The organism is Agrobacterium vaccinii (assembly GCF_021310995.1).
Classification (GTDB): Bacteria; Pseudomonadota; Alphaproteobacteria; order Rhizobiales; family Rhizobiaceae; genus Agrobacterium; species Agrobacterium vaccinii.
In genome coordinates this window covers 202,099-216,954 of sequence record NZ_CP054150.1, presented here as the reverse complement: position 1 = coordinate 216,954, position 14,856 = coordinate 202,099, and the positions used below count along the sequence as shown (strand labels likewise).

At 58.8% G+C, this 14,856-nt stretch carries 14 protein-coding genes; 10 read left to right on the top strand and 4 right to left on the bottom strand.

Going from position 1 to position 14,856, the window contains the following annotated elements:
• Nucleotides 1-32: 32 nt before the first annotated feature.
• Nucleotides 33-1,385 (top strand): dicarboxylate/amino acid:cation symporter, encoded by a 1,353-nt coding sequence (locus HRR99_RS01100; protein ID WP_233122459.1) that lies wholly within the window; start codon nt 33-35, stop codon nt 1,383-1,385.
• Nucleotides 1,386-1,479: 94 nt separating this feature from the next.
• On the opposite strand, the gene HRR99_RS01095 is transcribed toward HRR99_RS01100, so the two are convergent.
• A complete protein-coding gene (locus tag HRR99_RS01095; protein ID WP_233122458.1) occupies nt 1,480-3,498 on the bottom strand; it encodes a methyl-accepting chemotaxis protein in 2,019 nt (672 codons plus the stop codon).
• A gap of 362 nt (nt 3,499-3,860) precedes the next feature.
• Here HRR99_RS01095 and rpmH point away from each other — a divergent pair, with 362 nt between their 5' ends.
• From rpmH to yihA, 4 genes are read left to right on the top strand one after another with little or no spacing between them, the layout of a single operon-like run.
• Entirely contained in the window at nt 3,861-3,998 is a 138-nt protein-coding gene (gene rpmH, locus HRR99_RS01090) for a 50S ribosomal protein L34 (protein WP_111839965.1), read from the top strand.
• A 32-nt stretch (nt 3,999-4,030) separates the two neighbouring features.
• The gene (rnpA, locus tag HRR99_RS01085) at nt 4,031-4,414 is read left to right on the top strand and encodes a ribonuclease P protein component (RefSeq protein WP_233122457.1); all 384 of its coding nucleotides are present in this window, start codon (nt 4,031-4,033) and stop codon (nt 4,412-4,414) included.
• The gene (gene yidC / locus HRR99_RS01080; protein ID WP_233122456.1) at nt 4,414-6,234 is read left to right on the top strand and encodes a membrane protein insertase YidC; all 1,821 of its coding nucleotides are present in this window, start codon (nt 4,414-4,416) and stop codon (nt 6,232-6,234) included. The genes rnpA and yidC overlap by 1 nt, the downstream gene beginning before the upstream one ends.
• Nucleotides 6,231-6,896, top strand: a complete 666-nt coding sequence (yihA, locus tag HRR99_RS01075) for a ribosome biogenesis GTP-binding protein YihA/YsxC (protein ID WP_233122455.1) — start codon at nt 6,231-6,233, stop codon at nt 6,894-6,896. Before yidC ends, yihA begins: the two co-directional genes overlap by 4 nt.
• Nucleotides 6,897-6,987: 91 nt before the next feature.
• Here the strand turns inward: yihA and HRR99_RS01070 are convergent, their stop codons facing one another.
• On the bottom strand, nt 6,988-7,368 hold the full coding sequence (locus HRR99_RS01070) for a hypothetical protein (RefSeq protein WP_233122454.1): 381 nt from the start codon (nt 7,366-7,368) through the stop codon (nt 6,988-6,990).
• 240 nt (nt 7,369-7,608) lie between these two features.
• On the opposite strand from HRR99_RS01070, the gene argB reads away from it, so the two are divergent.
• The gene (argB, locus tag HRR99_RS01065; RefSeq protein ID WP_062451011.1) at nt 7,609-8,493 is read left to right on the top strand and encodes an acetylglutamate kinase; all 885 of its coding nucleotides are present in this window, start codon (nt 7,609-7,611) and stop codon (nt 8,491-8,493) included.
• On the opposite strand, the gene HRR99_RS01060 is transcribed toward argB, so the two are convergent.
• Nucleotides 8,494-9,396: a DMT family transporter gene (locus HRR99_RS01060; RefSeq protein WP_233122453.1), complete on the bottom strand. Its 903-nt coding sequence runs from the start codon at nt 9,394-9,396 to the stop codon at nt 8,494-8,496.
• 104 nt (nt 9,397-9,500) lie between these two features.
• Here HRR99_RS01060 and HRR99_RS01055 point away from each other — a divergent pair, with 104 nt between their 5' ends.
• The 4 genes from HRR99_RS01055 (at nt 9,501) to cysK (ending at nt 12,820) form a co-directional block, all read left to right on the top strand.
• Nucleotides 9,501-10,220, top strand: a complete 720-nt coding sequence (locus tag HRR99_RS01055; protein WP_233122452.1) for a pyrimidine 5'-nucleotidase — start codon at nt 9,501-9,503, stop codon at nt 10,218-10,220.
• Between the two features lie 104 nt (nt 10,221-10,324).
• Complete coding sequence (locus HRR99_RS01050; protein ID WP_233122451.1) at nt 10,325-10,969, top strand: EF-hand domain-containing protein; 645 nt, start codon at nt 10,325-10,327, stop codon at nt 10,967-10,969.
• A gap of 123 nt (nt 10,970-11,092) precedes the next feature.
• Nucleotides 11,093-11,710: a LysE family translocator gene (locus tag HRR99_RS01045; protein ID WP_233122450.1), complete on the top strand. Its 618-nt coding sequence runs from the start codon at nt 11,093-11,095 to the stop codon at nt 11,708-11,710.
• Between the two features lie 141 nt (nt 11,711-11,851).
• Nucleotides 11,852-12,820 (top strand): cysteine synthase A, encoded by a 969-nt coding sequence (cysK, locus tag HRR99_RS01040; RefSeq protein ID WP_233122449.1) that lies wholly within the window; start codon nt 11,852-11,854, stop codon nt 12,818-12,820.
• A gap of 430 nt (nt 12,821-13,250) precedes the next feature.
• Here cysK and HRR99_RS01035 read toward each other — a convergent pair whose 3' ends face one another.
• Entirely contained in the window at nt 13,251-14,783 is a 1,533-nt protein-coding gene (locus HRR99_RS01035; protein WP_233122448.1) for a YifB family Mg chelatase-like AAA ATPase, read from the bottom strand.
• Nucleotides 14,784-14,856: the final 73 nt, after the last annotated feature.

Below are 14,856 nucleotides of genomic sequence, written 5' to 3'. Positions count from 1 at the left end.
CTCACCGTCTTTTCGTTTTTCACGGATACAAAATGTCTGCATCATCCACCACACGGGCGCCTAAGCCCTTCTACACCTCGTTCGGCTTTCAGGTTTTTGCCGCCATGGTTGTTGGCCTCGTGCTGGGTTATATCGCCCGGCAGATGGGCGCGTCCGAGGCGGGGCCGAATTGGTTGGTTCAGACGCTGTCGACCATCGGTACGATTTTCGTTCAGCTGCTGCGTGCTCTGGTGCCGCTGCTGATTTTCACCGCCATCGTCGCCAGCATCGCCAATCTGCGCGAGTTGAACAATGCGGCGCGGTTGGTGTGGCAGACGCTGTTGTGGTTTGCGATCACGGCTCTGATTGCTGTTCTCATCGGCATCGCGCTCGGGCTGTTGATCCAGCCGGGCATCAACTCGGGCGTTGCGGCGACGGCTGCGGCGGTCCCGTCCAGCACAGGCTCGTGGCTCGATTTTCTCAAAGGGCTGATCCCGGCCAACCTGCTCGGTCTCCAGGCATCGACCAAGATCACGCAGGGTGGCGCTACCACTGCGCTTAATTTCAATGTGCTGCAAATCCTGGTGATCTCGATTGCGGTCGGCATCGCTGCCTTGCAGGTGGGCGAGAAGGCAGAGCCGTTTCTGGCCTTCAACCGCTCGCTGCTGGCGATTACGCGCAAGATTTTGTGGTGGGTTATCCGCTTGACGCCGATCGGTACGATCGGCCTTCTGGGCAATGCCGTTGCCGTTTATGGCTGGGAAGCGCTGGCCTCGCTCGGCTGGTATTCGGCGGCGATATATATCGGCCTCGCCATCGTGCTGTTCGTTGTTTACCCCATCATTCTTGCGGCCAATGGGCTGAACCCGGTCCGCTTCTTTTCCGGCGCTTGGCCCGCCATTCAGTTGGCCTTCGTCTCCCGCTCCTCCATCGGCACGCTGCCGGTGACAGAGCAGGTCACGGAGCGCAATCTCGGTGTGCCGCGTGAATATGCCGCCTTCGCCGTGCCGCTGGGTGCGACCACCAAGATGGACGGATGTGCGGCCATTTATCCGGCGATTTCCGCCATCTTCGTTGCGCAGTTCTATGGCGTGCCGCTCGGCATTCAGGAATATGTGCTGATCGCCTTTGTCTCGGTTCTGGGCTCTGCTGCAACGGCGGGTCTGACGGGCGCAACCGTGATGTTGACGCTGACGCTCTCGACACTTGGTCTGCCGCTGCAAGGCGTCGGCCTGTTGCTGGCGGTCGACCCGATCCTCGATATGGGCCGCACGGCGGTCAACGTGGCCGGTCAGGCGCTGATCCCCACCATCGTGGCCAAGCGGCAGGGTATTCTCGATCAGGCCGCGTATGATCGGCAAGAGGGCATCGATGCACTCGATCCGACCGTGGTGCCTGCCGAGTAAGCTAACAACGTGCACCGTACCAAAAAAACCCCTCGCCGGTGGCGAGGGGTTTTCAGTTTTGACGTCTTCAAACGAGGCCTGGATGGTCCGGGCCTTAGAACTCCTGCCATTCATCGCGGCTTTGGGCGACCGCTGCATTGCCGTTGAAGGCGCGGGCCACGTTGCCCATCATCTTGCGCGCAGGTGATGCCACCGGTGCAGAGCGGGATGACGCGACGGCGGGTCGGCCAGACTGACCGGCGTAGGCGCCCGTCTCGTTGCCGAGCCGGAAGCGACCGACCAGCGAGACGAGGGTCTGCGCTTCACCGCTCAGCTTGTGGGTTGCGGCAGAGGTTTCTTCCACCATGGCCGCGTTGCGCTGGGTCACCTGGTCCATCTGATTGATGGCCGTATTGACTTCCTGCAGGCCAGTGGACTGTTCCTTGGCAGCGGTTGCGATGGAGTGGATGTGATCGTTGATACCGAGTACGCGCGTCTCGATCTCGTCCAAGACCTCACCGGTGCGCTGCACCAGCGTTACACCGTTACCGACCTCTTCGCCCGACTTGGTGATCAGCGCCTTGATATCCTTGGCGGCATTGGCGGAACGCTGTGCCAGTTCGCGCACTTCCTGTGCCACAACGGCAAAGCCCTTACCAGCCTCGCCAGCACGTGCGGCTTCGACACCTGCGTTTAGCGCCAGCAGATTGGTCTGGAAGGCGATCTCGTCGATGACATTGATGATCTGGCTGATCTCGCGCGATGCCTGCTCGATCCGTCCCATAGCCGAGACGGCGTCGCGCACGACCTTGGCAGACTGTGCCGTCTTTTCCTTGGTTTCGGAAACCATGGCGCTGGCCTCCTGCGCACGCTCGGTGGAGCTGCGAACCACAGCGGTGATTTCATCCAGCGCGGCGGATGTTTCTTCCAGGGCTGCGGCCTGCTGCTCGGTACGCTTGGAGAGATCGTCGGCTGCGGCGCGTAGTTCATTGGCGTTGCCGCTGATGCTTTCGGTGCTGCCGCGAACTTCGGAAATCGTGCCCTTCAGCTTGACGAATGTCTCGTTGACGTTGGACTGAAGCTCGGCAAACACACCGTGGAAACTGCCATTCATCGTCTGCGTCAGGTCACCATGCGCAAGGCTCTCGATGACGCGGCCCGTTTCCGTCACGCCGCTATCGACGCTGATCAGAAGCGAATTGATGTTATGGGCAAAACGGTTGAGGTTATCGTCGCCGTAATCCTTGGTGATGCGGCGGCTGTAATCGCCTTCCGCAGCCGCACCCACGACTTCTGCCATGCCAGCCTGCAAATCGTCGCTCTTGGCGCGCATGGCGGTTTCCTGCGCATTCATGCGGCGGAATTCCAGCCCGTTGCGCTTGAAGACTTCCACGGCGGCGGCCATTTCACCGATTTCGTCCTTGCGGTCGAGATAGGGTACGTCCGTGTCCAGATTGCCTTCGGCAACCGCGTTCATGACGTTGGAAACTTTCAGGATCGGGCCGCTGAGTTCTCTGGAGCCGATATAGAGACCAAAGGCCGCGCCGATGACCACACCGGCCACGGTAACGAAAGCAACGACGAGGAAAATCGTGTCGCCGAAGTTCTCGATTTCTACCTTGATCGCATCCAGGGCCTGAAGGTCGCTCTTCACGACGGCATCGATCTCGGCCTGGTAAAGCTTGCGGTTTTCACGGTTGGCTTCGTTGTTGCCCTGCGCGTTGGCGTCCTGAGGACTTGCTTCGCGGCCAAGGCGCGCGGTTTCTGTCCGGAACGTACGGAAATCGGCGAAGCGCTTTTCGAGACTGGCGAACTGGCTGACCTGTGCCGCCGGAACCTGCGATTTCCAGTCGTTCAGCAAAGCGGCCATGTCATCGAGGTTGGTCTTGATGCCGTCGGCAAATTTCGCCGCTGCGGCTGTATCTTTGGCGGCGTAGATGCCGCGCGATTCCATCACCACTGCCGTGACGAGACGATTGAGGGTTTCTCCATGCCGGGCGCGGTCTGCAACAGCATCCAGCGCCAATGTCTGGGCATGATATTCCTTGACGGCATAGATCGACAATCCACCTATGGTACAAGCAACAAGGCTCAAAAGCCCCACAAGAAGATTGATCTTACCCCGAATTTTCACTGCGTATTCCCCTCAAAAACGTCATCTCGCCAAAAAGCAAGAAACGATCCCCCGACGATAGTTCGTCAGCAAAACCTTTAACTGCCTCCCCTTAAGAAAGACTTTCCAATTTTATTCATTTTGCTCGCCTGGAAGAGGCGGCGCAGGCGTTTCACAAGCATAGATTACTCAATCTGTCATACAGACTGGATGAACACAAAGAGGTCGTGCGGTTCAGCAATTGACTTTAAGGCCTGTAAGCCCTTATAAGCCCGCACGTCTGGGCATTTTACCGTTTGCGCGGTAGGCCTCGGCATTAACGAAACGCTCTTGTCCCATAAGGGGCAAAGTCAAGAAGGGCCGCACCCCGCGGTATTAAATAAATGTCTAAGCGTACTTTCCAGCCATCCAAGCTTGTTCGCAAGCGTCGTCATGGTTTCCGTGCCCGTATGGCAACTGCCGGCGGTCGTAAGGTTCTGGCTGCTCGCCGCACACGCGGCCGCGCCCGTCTTTCGGCCTAATTGCGCCGCAAGCCCGATGAAAGTCGCGGCACATGACGCATGAGAAGAAAATACCCGGTCGGTTGAAAAACCGACCGGAGTTTCTTGCTGTTCAGGCAGGAGAAAAAAGGCGAGGCAGCACCTTTCTTCTGGAGGTACTGGATCGTCAGGCACCCGAGACCGAACCCCGCGTCGGTTTTACGGTGACGAAACGCCAAGGCAATGCGGTTGAACGCAATCGAATGCGCCGCCGTCTGAGGGAAGCCGTCAGGCTTAAAGCCGGGTTTGCAATGAAGCCCGGGCATGACTATGTGATTGTCGCCCGAAGGGACGCATTGAAAACCGAATTTGCCGTACTGGAACACTTGCTCATAGAGCGGATCGAGGGACGCGCGAAATCCGGACGCTCCCGGGAGACCCGCTCCAGGAAAGAATGATGGAAAAAAACCGCAACTACTTTATCGCGATAGGCCTTTCGGTTGTCATCGTGCTTGCCTGGCAGTTCCTGTATATGAACCCGCGCATCGAGCAGCAGCGTCGGACCGAAGAGGCCCGTCAGGCCCAGCAGGCCGCGCAGCAGCAGACGCAGCCCACAACGGGCACCGGCACCGCCGCTGCGCCGGGAACGGCAGCAGCACCGGGTGGCACCCTGCCCGGCGCCTCCGGCCAGCAGGCCGCAACCATGTCTCGCGATGAAGCGCTTGCCAGATCGCAGCGCGTACAGATCGACACAAATGCCATTTCAGGTTCCATCAACCTCAGTGGCGCTCGTCTGGATGATATCAAGCTCAAGGACTACCACGAGACCGTGGATGACTCGAGCCCGCTCATCACGCTGTTCTCGCCATCCGACACCCATGACGGCTACTTCACGGAGCTTGGCTATATCGCCGGTGATGCTGTGGGCACGGTTCCCGGCCCCTCCACCATCTGGACCGCTCCCGAAGGCGCCAAGCTAACAGAGCAAACGCCTGTTACGCTGTCCTTCACAAACGACAAGGGCGTGGTTTTCAACCGCACGCTTTCGATCGACGATCACTACATGATCACTATCGTCGACAAGATCGAGAACCCCGGCCAGGAGCCTGTGTCCTTCTCGACCTATGGCCGCATCACCCGCAACAACAAGCCTGCAACACCTGCCGTCTTCGTCATTCACGAAGGCTTTCTGGGCGTTGCCGGTGCAGATGGCAGCCTGACGGAAGAATCCTACAAGAACGTCGAAGAAAAGCCCTACACTCTGCCAAAGGCAACCGGTGGCTGGCTCGGCATTACCGACAAGTACTGGGCTGCTGCCATCGTGCCGCCGCAGACCGTTCCTGTCGAAACCCGCTACACCCACTTCACCGATGGTCAGCCGCGTTATCAGGCCGACTACCGTGGCGATGCGGTTACCGTGGCTCCAGGCCAGTCGGTCGAGCTGAAGAACCTCGTTTTTGCTGGTGCCAAGGAAGTTCCGCTCGTCAGCCGTTACGAAACGCAATACGCGATTCCGAAGTTTGATCTCATGATCGACTGGGGCTGGTTCTACTTCATCACCAAGCCGATGTTCAAACTGATGGATTTCTTCTTCCGTTACTTTGGTAACTTCGGCGTGGCTATCCTGCTGACCACCATCGTCGTCAAGGTTCTGTTCTTCCCGCTTGCCAGCAAGCAGTACGCTTCCATGGCCAACATGAAGCGCGTGCAGCCCAAGATGGAGGAACTGAAAGCCAAGCATGGCGATGACCGCATGGCCATGCAACAGGCCATGATGCAGCTCTACAAGGAAGAAAAGATCAATCCGGTGGCCGGTTGCTGGCCGATGCTGTTGCAAATTCCGGTGTTCTTCGCGCTTTACAAGGTCATCTACGTGACCATCGAAATGCGGCATGCGCCGTTCTTCGGCTGGATTCACGACCTGTCTGCGCCCGATCCGACCTCGCTGTTCAACCTGTTCGGCCTTCTGCCTTACGACGTTCCGCACTTCCTAATGATCGGCGTCTGGCCTATCATCATGGGCATCACCATGTTCATGCAGATGCGCATGAACCCGACGCCTCCAGATCCGACGCAGGCCATGATCTTCACCTGGATGCCGCTGATCTTCACCTTTATGCTGGCGTCCTTCCCTGCCGGTCTCGTCATCTACTGGGCATGGAACAACACCCTGTCGATTTCCCAGCAAGCCGTGATCATGAAGCGCCACGGTGCCAAGATCGAGCTGTTCGACAACATAAAAGCGTTGTTCAAGCGAAAGCCGGTGGAAACCAAATGACCGGCGACATCAAAGGCGGCCAGCCGGCAACGGAAAAGCCGCTCTTCGGGCGGCCCTGGATTTTCATTCGCGGCGTACCCGCCATGAAATTCCTTCCCCCCGAAGGACCGCCAGAGATCGCTTTTGCCGGACGTTCCAATGTCGGCAAGTCGTCTCTGATCAACGCGCTCGTCGGCCATCGCGGGCTGGCGCGCACGTCCAACACGCCGGGCCGTACACAGGAACTGAACTACTTCGTTCCCGAGGGTTTTTCCGGCGAGGCAGGCGACCTGCCGCCGATGGCGCTGGTGGACATGCCGGGTTACGGCTATGCACAGGCACCGAAGGATCAGGTCGATGCCTGGACGAAGCTGGTGTTCGATTATCTGCGGGGCCGCGCGACGCTGAAGCGCGTTTACGTGCTGATCGACTCGCGCCACGGCATCAAGAAGAACGATGAGGACGTGTTGTCGCTGCTGGACAAGGCAGCTGTCTCCTACCAGATCATTCTGACGAAGACCGACAAGATCAAGGACGTCGGTGTGCCACGTTTGATGACAGAAACGCTGGAGAAAATTCGCAAGCGCCCGGCTGCCTATCCTGAAGTGCTGGCCACGTCTTCCGAAAAATCCTCGGGGCTGGATATGGTCCGAGACGAAATTGTCAGGACGATCAGTATCTAACTGAGTTCAGGGGCTTGGCAGTACAATGGACTGCCGCCCCAAATTCCCGCGCTGATGACGGGAATGATAAGCAATGCGTTTTTGCAACGGCTCAAAAACCCGCAAATAGCAGCGCTGCTGCCCATAGCACTGCTGCCGATGTCGTCAGTCTCCAGAAACGCACGGAATTCCACAACGCCGAGGCGATTGCAAAACGCCCGTAAAGCCCGCGATGTCCCTTGATGTCCGATCTGCGTCTGCCGTGATCCACTGCTCTCCCTGCACCATAGGCTGAAAAAGCGCGACGGTCGGTTCGATCTGTTTCTGCGAGGTTTTCCTGCCAGCGGCGGACCGTGGCTGCGAACTGGCGATCCGTCTTCATGCGTTTGGCAAGTTCAGCACTGGCATCGGAGCTCAATGCGCCGAGGACATATTCGCCCGCCAGCACCTCATCCTGCAAACCGCAACGCTTCTCCCGATCTGGCAAGGTCATCCGTCATCGAACTCCTGGCTATCGTGCGACACCGCCATCATGGCAGTTTCCGGCTTGCTCCAACCGGCACGCGCATTTGCCCCCACGCATAAAGCTGGTCCGATTGTGCGATTATGTCAATCTCCATGGCGCTATCGTCGTGATCACGTTTGAATTTTCTGCGCCAGATTGGCTCTGCGTTGTTTCATCCGTCAAAAACTTGGGTTAAAAGCGCGGCATTCAACGACGAGGTTATTTCCCATGGCGTCTTCCGAAAGCGAAATGCAGGCCCGGCTTCTGGCACAGGCACTGCCCTTCATGCAGAAATATGAGAACAAGACCATCGTCGTAAAATATGGCGGTCATGCCATGGGCGACAGCGGCCTGGGCAAGGCTTTCGCCGAGGACATCGCGCTTCTCAAGCAGTCGGGCATCAACCCCATCGTCGTTCATGGCGGCGGCCCGCAGATCGGCGCGATGCTGAGCAAGATGGGTATCGAATCGAAATTCGAAGGTGGCCTGCGCGTGACCGATGCCAAGACGGTCGAGATCGTTGAGATGGTGCTGGCCGGCTCCATCAACAAGGAAATCGTCGCCCTCATCAACCAGACCGGGGAATGGGCTATCGGCCTGTGTGGCAAGGACGGCAATATGGTCTTTGCCGAAAAGGCCAAGAAGACTGTCATCGATCCCGACAGCAACATCGAGCGCGTTCTCGACCTCGGCTTCGTCGGTGAAGTGGTGGAAGTCGACCGCACGCTGCTCGATCTTCTCGCCAAGTCCGAGATGATCCCGGTCATCGCGCCGGTGGCTCCTGGCCGTGATGGTGCGACCTACAACATCAATGCCGACACCTTTGCCGGCGCCATTGCCGGTGCGCTGCACGCCAGCCGCCTGCTGTTCCTGACCGATGTCGAAGGTGTTCTCGACAAGAACAAGGAACTCATCAAGGAACTGACGGTGTCGCAGGCGCGCGCACTGATCAAAGATGGCACGATTTCCGGCGGCATGATCCCCAAGGTCGAGACCTGCATCGAGGCCATCAAGGCGGGCGTTCAGGGTGTCGTTATTCTCAACGGCAAGACGGCGCACTCGGTTCTGTTGGAAATCTTTACAGAAGGTGCGGGCACGCTCATCGTGCCCTGATTACCAGAACAGCAAACCCAGGATGCCGCTGACGATCAGCAGGCATCCTGCCAGTTCCATGGCGTTGACCCGTTCGCGAAACAGGAACCACGACGCCATGAAGGTGAAGACGAGTTCGATTTGGCCCAGCGCTCGCACATAGGCCACCTGTTGCAGCGTCATGGCCGTGAACCAGCCAGCCGAGCCCAATACCCCGGCGATGCCGACCAGAGCCGACGAGCGCCACGTTACCAGAACCTGCACGATCTCCCGCTTGTCCTTCCAAGCCATCCAAACCAGCATGAAGGCCGTCTGGAAGGTCGTGACGCAGGCCAGCGTCACCGCCGCCGACATGATCGGCCCCGTTCCTTGCAAGGACAGGGACGCGCTTCGATAAGCCACCGCCGATATGCCGAAGACGCCGCCGGAAGCGATGCCGATCAGCGCGGTGCGGCTGGTCAGTGCCGTTACAGTGTTTCTCCAAGAGAGCGGCATACGCGCCATGGATATCGTCATCACACCGATGACGCCGACGATGATCGCTCCGACAGCACCCGGCGTCAGCTTTTCACCGAGGATGACGAAACCGAACAGCGCCGCCTGCACCGGCTCCGTCTTCGAATAGGCGGTGCCGACGGCGAAGTTGCGCAGGGAAAACAGATGCACCAGCATCATGGTGGCAAAGATTTGTGCCAGACCGCCGATAACCGCCCAGATGAAAAATGGCGCGCTGAAGGTCGGGAAAATCTGCTTCGCCACGAAATGCAGAGCCAAGACGTACATGACGGCAATCGGGAATCCATAACCGAAGCGCACGAAGCTGGCACCACGCGTGCCAAGCGAGCCCTGCAAATGCTTTTGCAAGGCGGAGCGTAGGTTCTGCATGAAGGCAGCGGCGATGGTGATGGGTATCCAGAGTTCCATGCCTAAACGATTATCACGCCCCAGCTTTCCGCCCCAAGGTCGGAAAGCGGCTGGAACGTCGCCTTTTCGATTTTCTTTGTGCTGACGACAGGGCATAAGGGGCCATGAGCACGAAACCGAAAAATGAACCAACCCCTGCCGACTTTTCCCATGTGACCGAATGGGTGTTTGATCTCGACAACACGCTTTACCCGCACGAGGTGAACCTGTTTTCGCAGATCGACAAGAACATGACGGCCTATGTCGCCGAATTGCTGCAGCTCGAGCCGGATGAAGCCCGCAAGCTTCAGAAGCAATATTACCACGAGCATGGCACCACCCTTCAGGGCCTGATGATCCATTACGGCATCGACCCCAACGCCTTTCTGGAACGCGCGCATGCGATCGATTATTCAGCACTGCTGCCCAACCCGGACCTGGGTGACGCGATCAAGGCCCTGCCGGGGCGCAAGTTCATTCTGACCAATGGCAGCGTGCCGCACGCGCAGGCCGCCGCTGGCGCGCTGGGGATTCTCAACCATTTCGAGGATATCTTCGACATCGTCGCCGCGGATTTTCTGCCCAAGCCCGCCAGCGCGACCTACGAGAAATTCGCTGCTCTCGCCAAGCTGGACACGACCAAGGCCGCCATGTTCGAGGACCTGCCGCGAAACCTAGTGGCACCGAAGGCTTTGGGCATGAAGACGGTGCTTCTGGTGCCGCGCAATCTCGAAGGCATCGTCATGGAGCGCTGGGAAATTCCGGCAACGAGCGACGAGCACATCGATTTCATCACCGATGATCTGACAGGCTTTCTAAAGGTACTGTCCCACGCAGCAGGCTGAGCCAGGTTACCGATTTGTCATGCACATTACTGATGTTTAAGTGGTGAAGGCACAATAGGCTCACTACCTTTCAATCAGGGACAGCATTTGAAAGGTACAGACCAGTGACAATTCGAAAATTTGCGCTCACGGCTCTTGGAGCGGCCCTGGTGCTCAGCACCACAGCACCCATGTCCATGGCAGCACCCCGTGGCCCTGGCAGAGATGGCCCGCCGATGCGCCCTGAACTGGCCTATGTCTATCTGCTAAAGACGGCTGATACCAACAAGGACGGTAAGGTTTCCAAGGAAGAGTTCGCCGCCCGCCAGGACGCGCTTTTCACCGAGATTGACGCCAACAAGGATGGCTTCATCACTCCGAAGGAAATGCGTGATTTCCGCAGAGCCAAGATGGAAGCTTTCCGCGCCGCCAACCCACGTCCAGAGCGTGCCAATGCCGAAGGTATGGATGGCAAAAAGGGCGGCCCGGAACACGCAGAGCGTGACGGCAAGCGCCACGAAGGCCGCAAGCATGAAGGCCGCAAGCATGAAGGCCGCAAGCATGAAGGCCGCAAGCATGAAGGCCGCGAAGGTGGCAAACGTCCGGGTGGTCGTGTGAACGCGATGTTCTCCATGGTCGACACCGATGGCAACGGCCAGATCAGCAAGGCCGAGTTTACCGCCGCCGGTGAAAAAATGTTCACACGCCTCGACAAGAACAACGACGGCGTCATCAGCATCGATGACATGCCGGATCGCCCGTTCCTGTAATCACTCTTTCGAGTGAATTCTCGCAGAGCCCGGCCACGCGCCGGGCTTTGTCGTTTTCGCAAGGCTCTTTTCTTGCCCGTTCCCCATGCTATATCGACGTCACGATTTTCGGGGGACACCGTCGTGACCATTGCAACGCTTCTGACCTACGCCACCGCTCTCTTCATCGCCGCCGCCATCCCCGGCCCCGGCATGACGGCCATCGTCGCCCGCGCCCTGGGCTCCGGGTTTCGCGAAACGTTTTTCATGGGGCTCGGTCTCGTTCTCGGCGACATGGTCTACCTGACCGCCGTCATTCTCGGCCTCGCCTTCGTGGCGCAGACATTTCAGGAAGCCTTCATGATCCTGAAATTCGCAGGCGCCGCCTATCTGCTTTATATCGCCTGGAAACTGTGGACTGCCGGGCTTTTGCCGCAGGATTTACAAGCCAAAAAGAGCACCAGCATGGGCATGTCTTTCCTGTCTGGCCTGTTCATCACTTTGGGCAACCCCAAGACCATGCTGTTTTACGTGGCCCTGGTACCGACGCTGATCGACATCCGGCTGATCGGAACCAGTGAATACGCGACCCTCCTTGCGGTCACTTTCACCGTGCTGATGGCGGTGCTGCTGCCCTATATTCTGCTGGCCTCAAAGGCCCGGACTTTGTTGAAACGTCCCAGTGCCCTGACGATCCTCAACCGAACCGCAGCAGGCATTCTGGCTGGTACTGCCGCTATGATCGCGACGCGCGCAACTTGAGAACTAGGCTCCAATAAATGACGCGCCCATAGAATTTTATGCCCTGAATATCTCTATATACGCACATTCATTCTCTGGAATCGAAATGCTATTCCTCCTATTCTGCGGCCAATTCCTGCTGTTTGCACAATGGAGCATGCCATGACAGAAGCCAGAAAACCCGGACGCGGACGTATCTATTCCTCAATCACGGAAACGATCGGCGACACGCCTCTGGTCCGGCTCAACAAGCTGGCGGCTGAAAAAGGCGTCAAGGCGACCATTCTGGCAAAGCTCGAATTCTTCAACCCCATCGCCTCGGTCAAGGACCGCATCGGCGTTGCCATGATCGAAGCGCTGGAAGCCCAGGGTAAGATTACGCCCGGCAAGACGACGCTGATCGAGCCGACATCCGGCAACACCGGCATTGCGCTGGCCTTTGCCGCCGCCGCCAAGGGCTACAAACTGATCCTGACGATGCCCGAGACCATGTCAATCGAGCGCCGCAAGATGCTGGCACTTCTGGGTGCCGAACTGGTACTGACCGAAGGCCCCAAAGGCATGAAGGGCGCGATTTCCAAGGCGCATGAACTGGCCGAAACGCTGCCCGATGCGATCATTCCACAGCAGTTCGAAAACCCCGCCAACCCCGAAATCCATCGCAAGACAACAGCCGAGGAAATCTGGAACGACACGAATGGCAATGTTGACATCTTCGTCTCGGGCATCGGCACCGGCGGCACCATTACCGGCGTTGGCCAGGTTCTCAAGGCGCGCAAACCCGACGTGAAAGTGATAGCGGTAGAGCCAGCCGACAGCCCCGTGCTTTCAGGCGGAAACCCCGGCCCGCACAAGATTCAAGGCATCGGCGCAGGCTTCGCGCCCGCCGTGCTCGACACCAAGATCTACGACGAGATCGTCACCGTCACCAATGACGAAGCCTTCGAAACCGCCCGTCTGGTTGCCCGTCTGGAAGGTGTACCGGTCGGCATTTCCTCCGGCGGAGCCCTCGCCGCTGCTATCAAGATCGGTGCGCGAGATGAGAATGCGGGCAAGACGATTGTGGTGATCATCCCGTCGTTTGCGGAACGGTATTTGTCGACGGCACTGTTTGAGGGATTGGGGCTCTAGACTTACCGAGCTGTTTGAGTGGTCTATCGTTGGCGTTGGAACCAGCGGCAAACCCCTCACCTGAAAAATCATGACTTAGCTTGCGCTAAGTCATGATTTTTCTTCCTCTCCCACAAGGGTAGAGGCAACCTAGCGGCCCCGTTGCAAACACTTCGCCCTCCGCCTTATGCTGAGCATTTCGGGCTGCCACACCCGCCGTCCTCATGCTGAGGTGCTTTGATCGAAGGGCAAAGCCTCGAAGCATCCGCCTCGCCCTCTGCCCTTTTGGCCCGCAACCCTCGCCCTTCGAGGGTCGCTTCGCTCCCGCCTCAGGGTGAGGGTTGCTGCGTTGCGCCCATACTCGCGCCTTCCTTAGAAGGCTTTCGCTGTCATGTCCTGCACCGCCAATGAGGGACGGCCATGAGTTGCGAACGTTCCGCCTAACCCTCCCTCATGCCGCCGCCGTCAGTCGCTCCCCCGCTATCCGATAAGAAATCGCTTCCGCCAGGTGAATGCGGGTGACGGTAGCCTTGTCGTCCAGATCAGCCAGCGTGCGTGCGACTTTGAGGATGCGGTGGTAGCCTCGGGCGGAGAATTTCAGTTTTTCGGCGGCGTCGCGGAGCAGTTGCAGGCCTGGGGCATCGGGTTCACCGAATTTTTCGATCAGCGCCGTGGAGCAGCGGGCGTTGGTGCGGATGCCGTTGAAGCCTGCGGCGGCGAAACGGTCCTGTTGCAGCTCACGAGCGCGGGCCACGCGTATAGCAACATCTGCGCTGGCTTCGGCGGCCATGGGGCGGATGAGGTCCGCCGCCGAGACGGCAGGAACTTCTATGCGGATATCGATGCGGTCCATCAGCGGGCCGGAAATCCGTTGCTGATAATCCGTCACGCAGCGCGGGCCACGGGCACAAGTGAAGCCGGGTTCGCCTGCCATTCCGCATTTGCAAGGGTTCATGGCAGCAACGAGCTGGATTTGCGCCGGGTAACTGACACGGTGGTTGGCACGGGCGATGATGCATTCGCCAGTTTCCAGCGGTTGTCGCAGCGCATCCAGGGCTTGCGGCGAAAACTCCGGGAACTCATCGAGAAAGAGAATACCGTGATGGGCAAGTGAGGCCTCGCCCGGTCTGGCGCGCAGGCCGCCACCTACGAGGGCTGCCATGGTGGCGGAATGGTGCGGTGTGCGGAACGGACGGCGATCCGACAGCTTTCCGCCGGAGAGTTGACCGGCGATGGAATGGACCATGGAAACCTCCAGCAATTCCGCAGCCGAGAGCGGCGGCAGGATGGAGGGAAGCCGCGAGGCCAGCATGGACTTTCCCGAACCGGGCGGGCCGACCATCAGGAGATTATGCCCACCGGCGGCAGCCACTTCCAGCGCGCGCTTGGCGCTTTCCTGCCCCTTGATATCGGCAAGATCAGGCAGGTTTGCGGGATTGGCGCGGATTGCGGCAAGCGGGCGTGACAGGCGCTGGGTGCCGCGAAAATGGTTGGCAAGCGCAATCAGGCTGCGAGGTGCGAGAATATCGAACTCGGCACCCGCCCATGCGGCTTCTCCGCCGCTATCTGCCGGGCAGATGAGTCCCTTGCCCTGCGCATTCGCGCCGATGGCGGCGGGAAGTGCCCCGGACACGGCACCGATTGTGCCATCCAGATTGAGCTCACCCAAAACGACATATGCATCCAGCGCTTCTGCCGGAATAGCGCCTAGAGCGGCCATCAGCCCGAGCGCAATTGGGAGATCAAAATGACTGCCCTCTTTGGGCAAATCAGCGGGCGCGAGATTAACGGTGACCTTTTTGGCGGGAAGCGCCAGCCCGGAGGCGTGGAGAGCAGCTTGCACTCGCTCCCGGCTTTCTGCCACGGCTTTATCCGGCAGGCCGACGATCTGCATGCCGACCTTGCCGGGTGCGACCATGACCTGAACTTCGACGGGTACGCCCTCTATACCCTGAAATGCCACTGTATTGACGCGCGCAACCATATAAGCCCCCAACAGGCGGACTTTAGAAAACACGCAATTAAGCGTGTAAATTTCCGCCCATGCAACCTTGCAC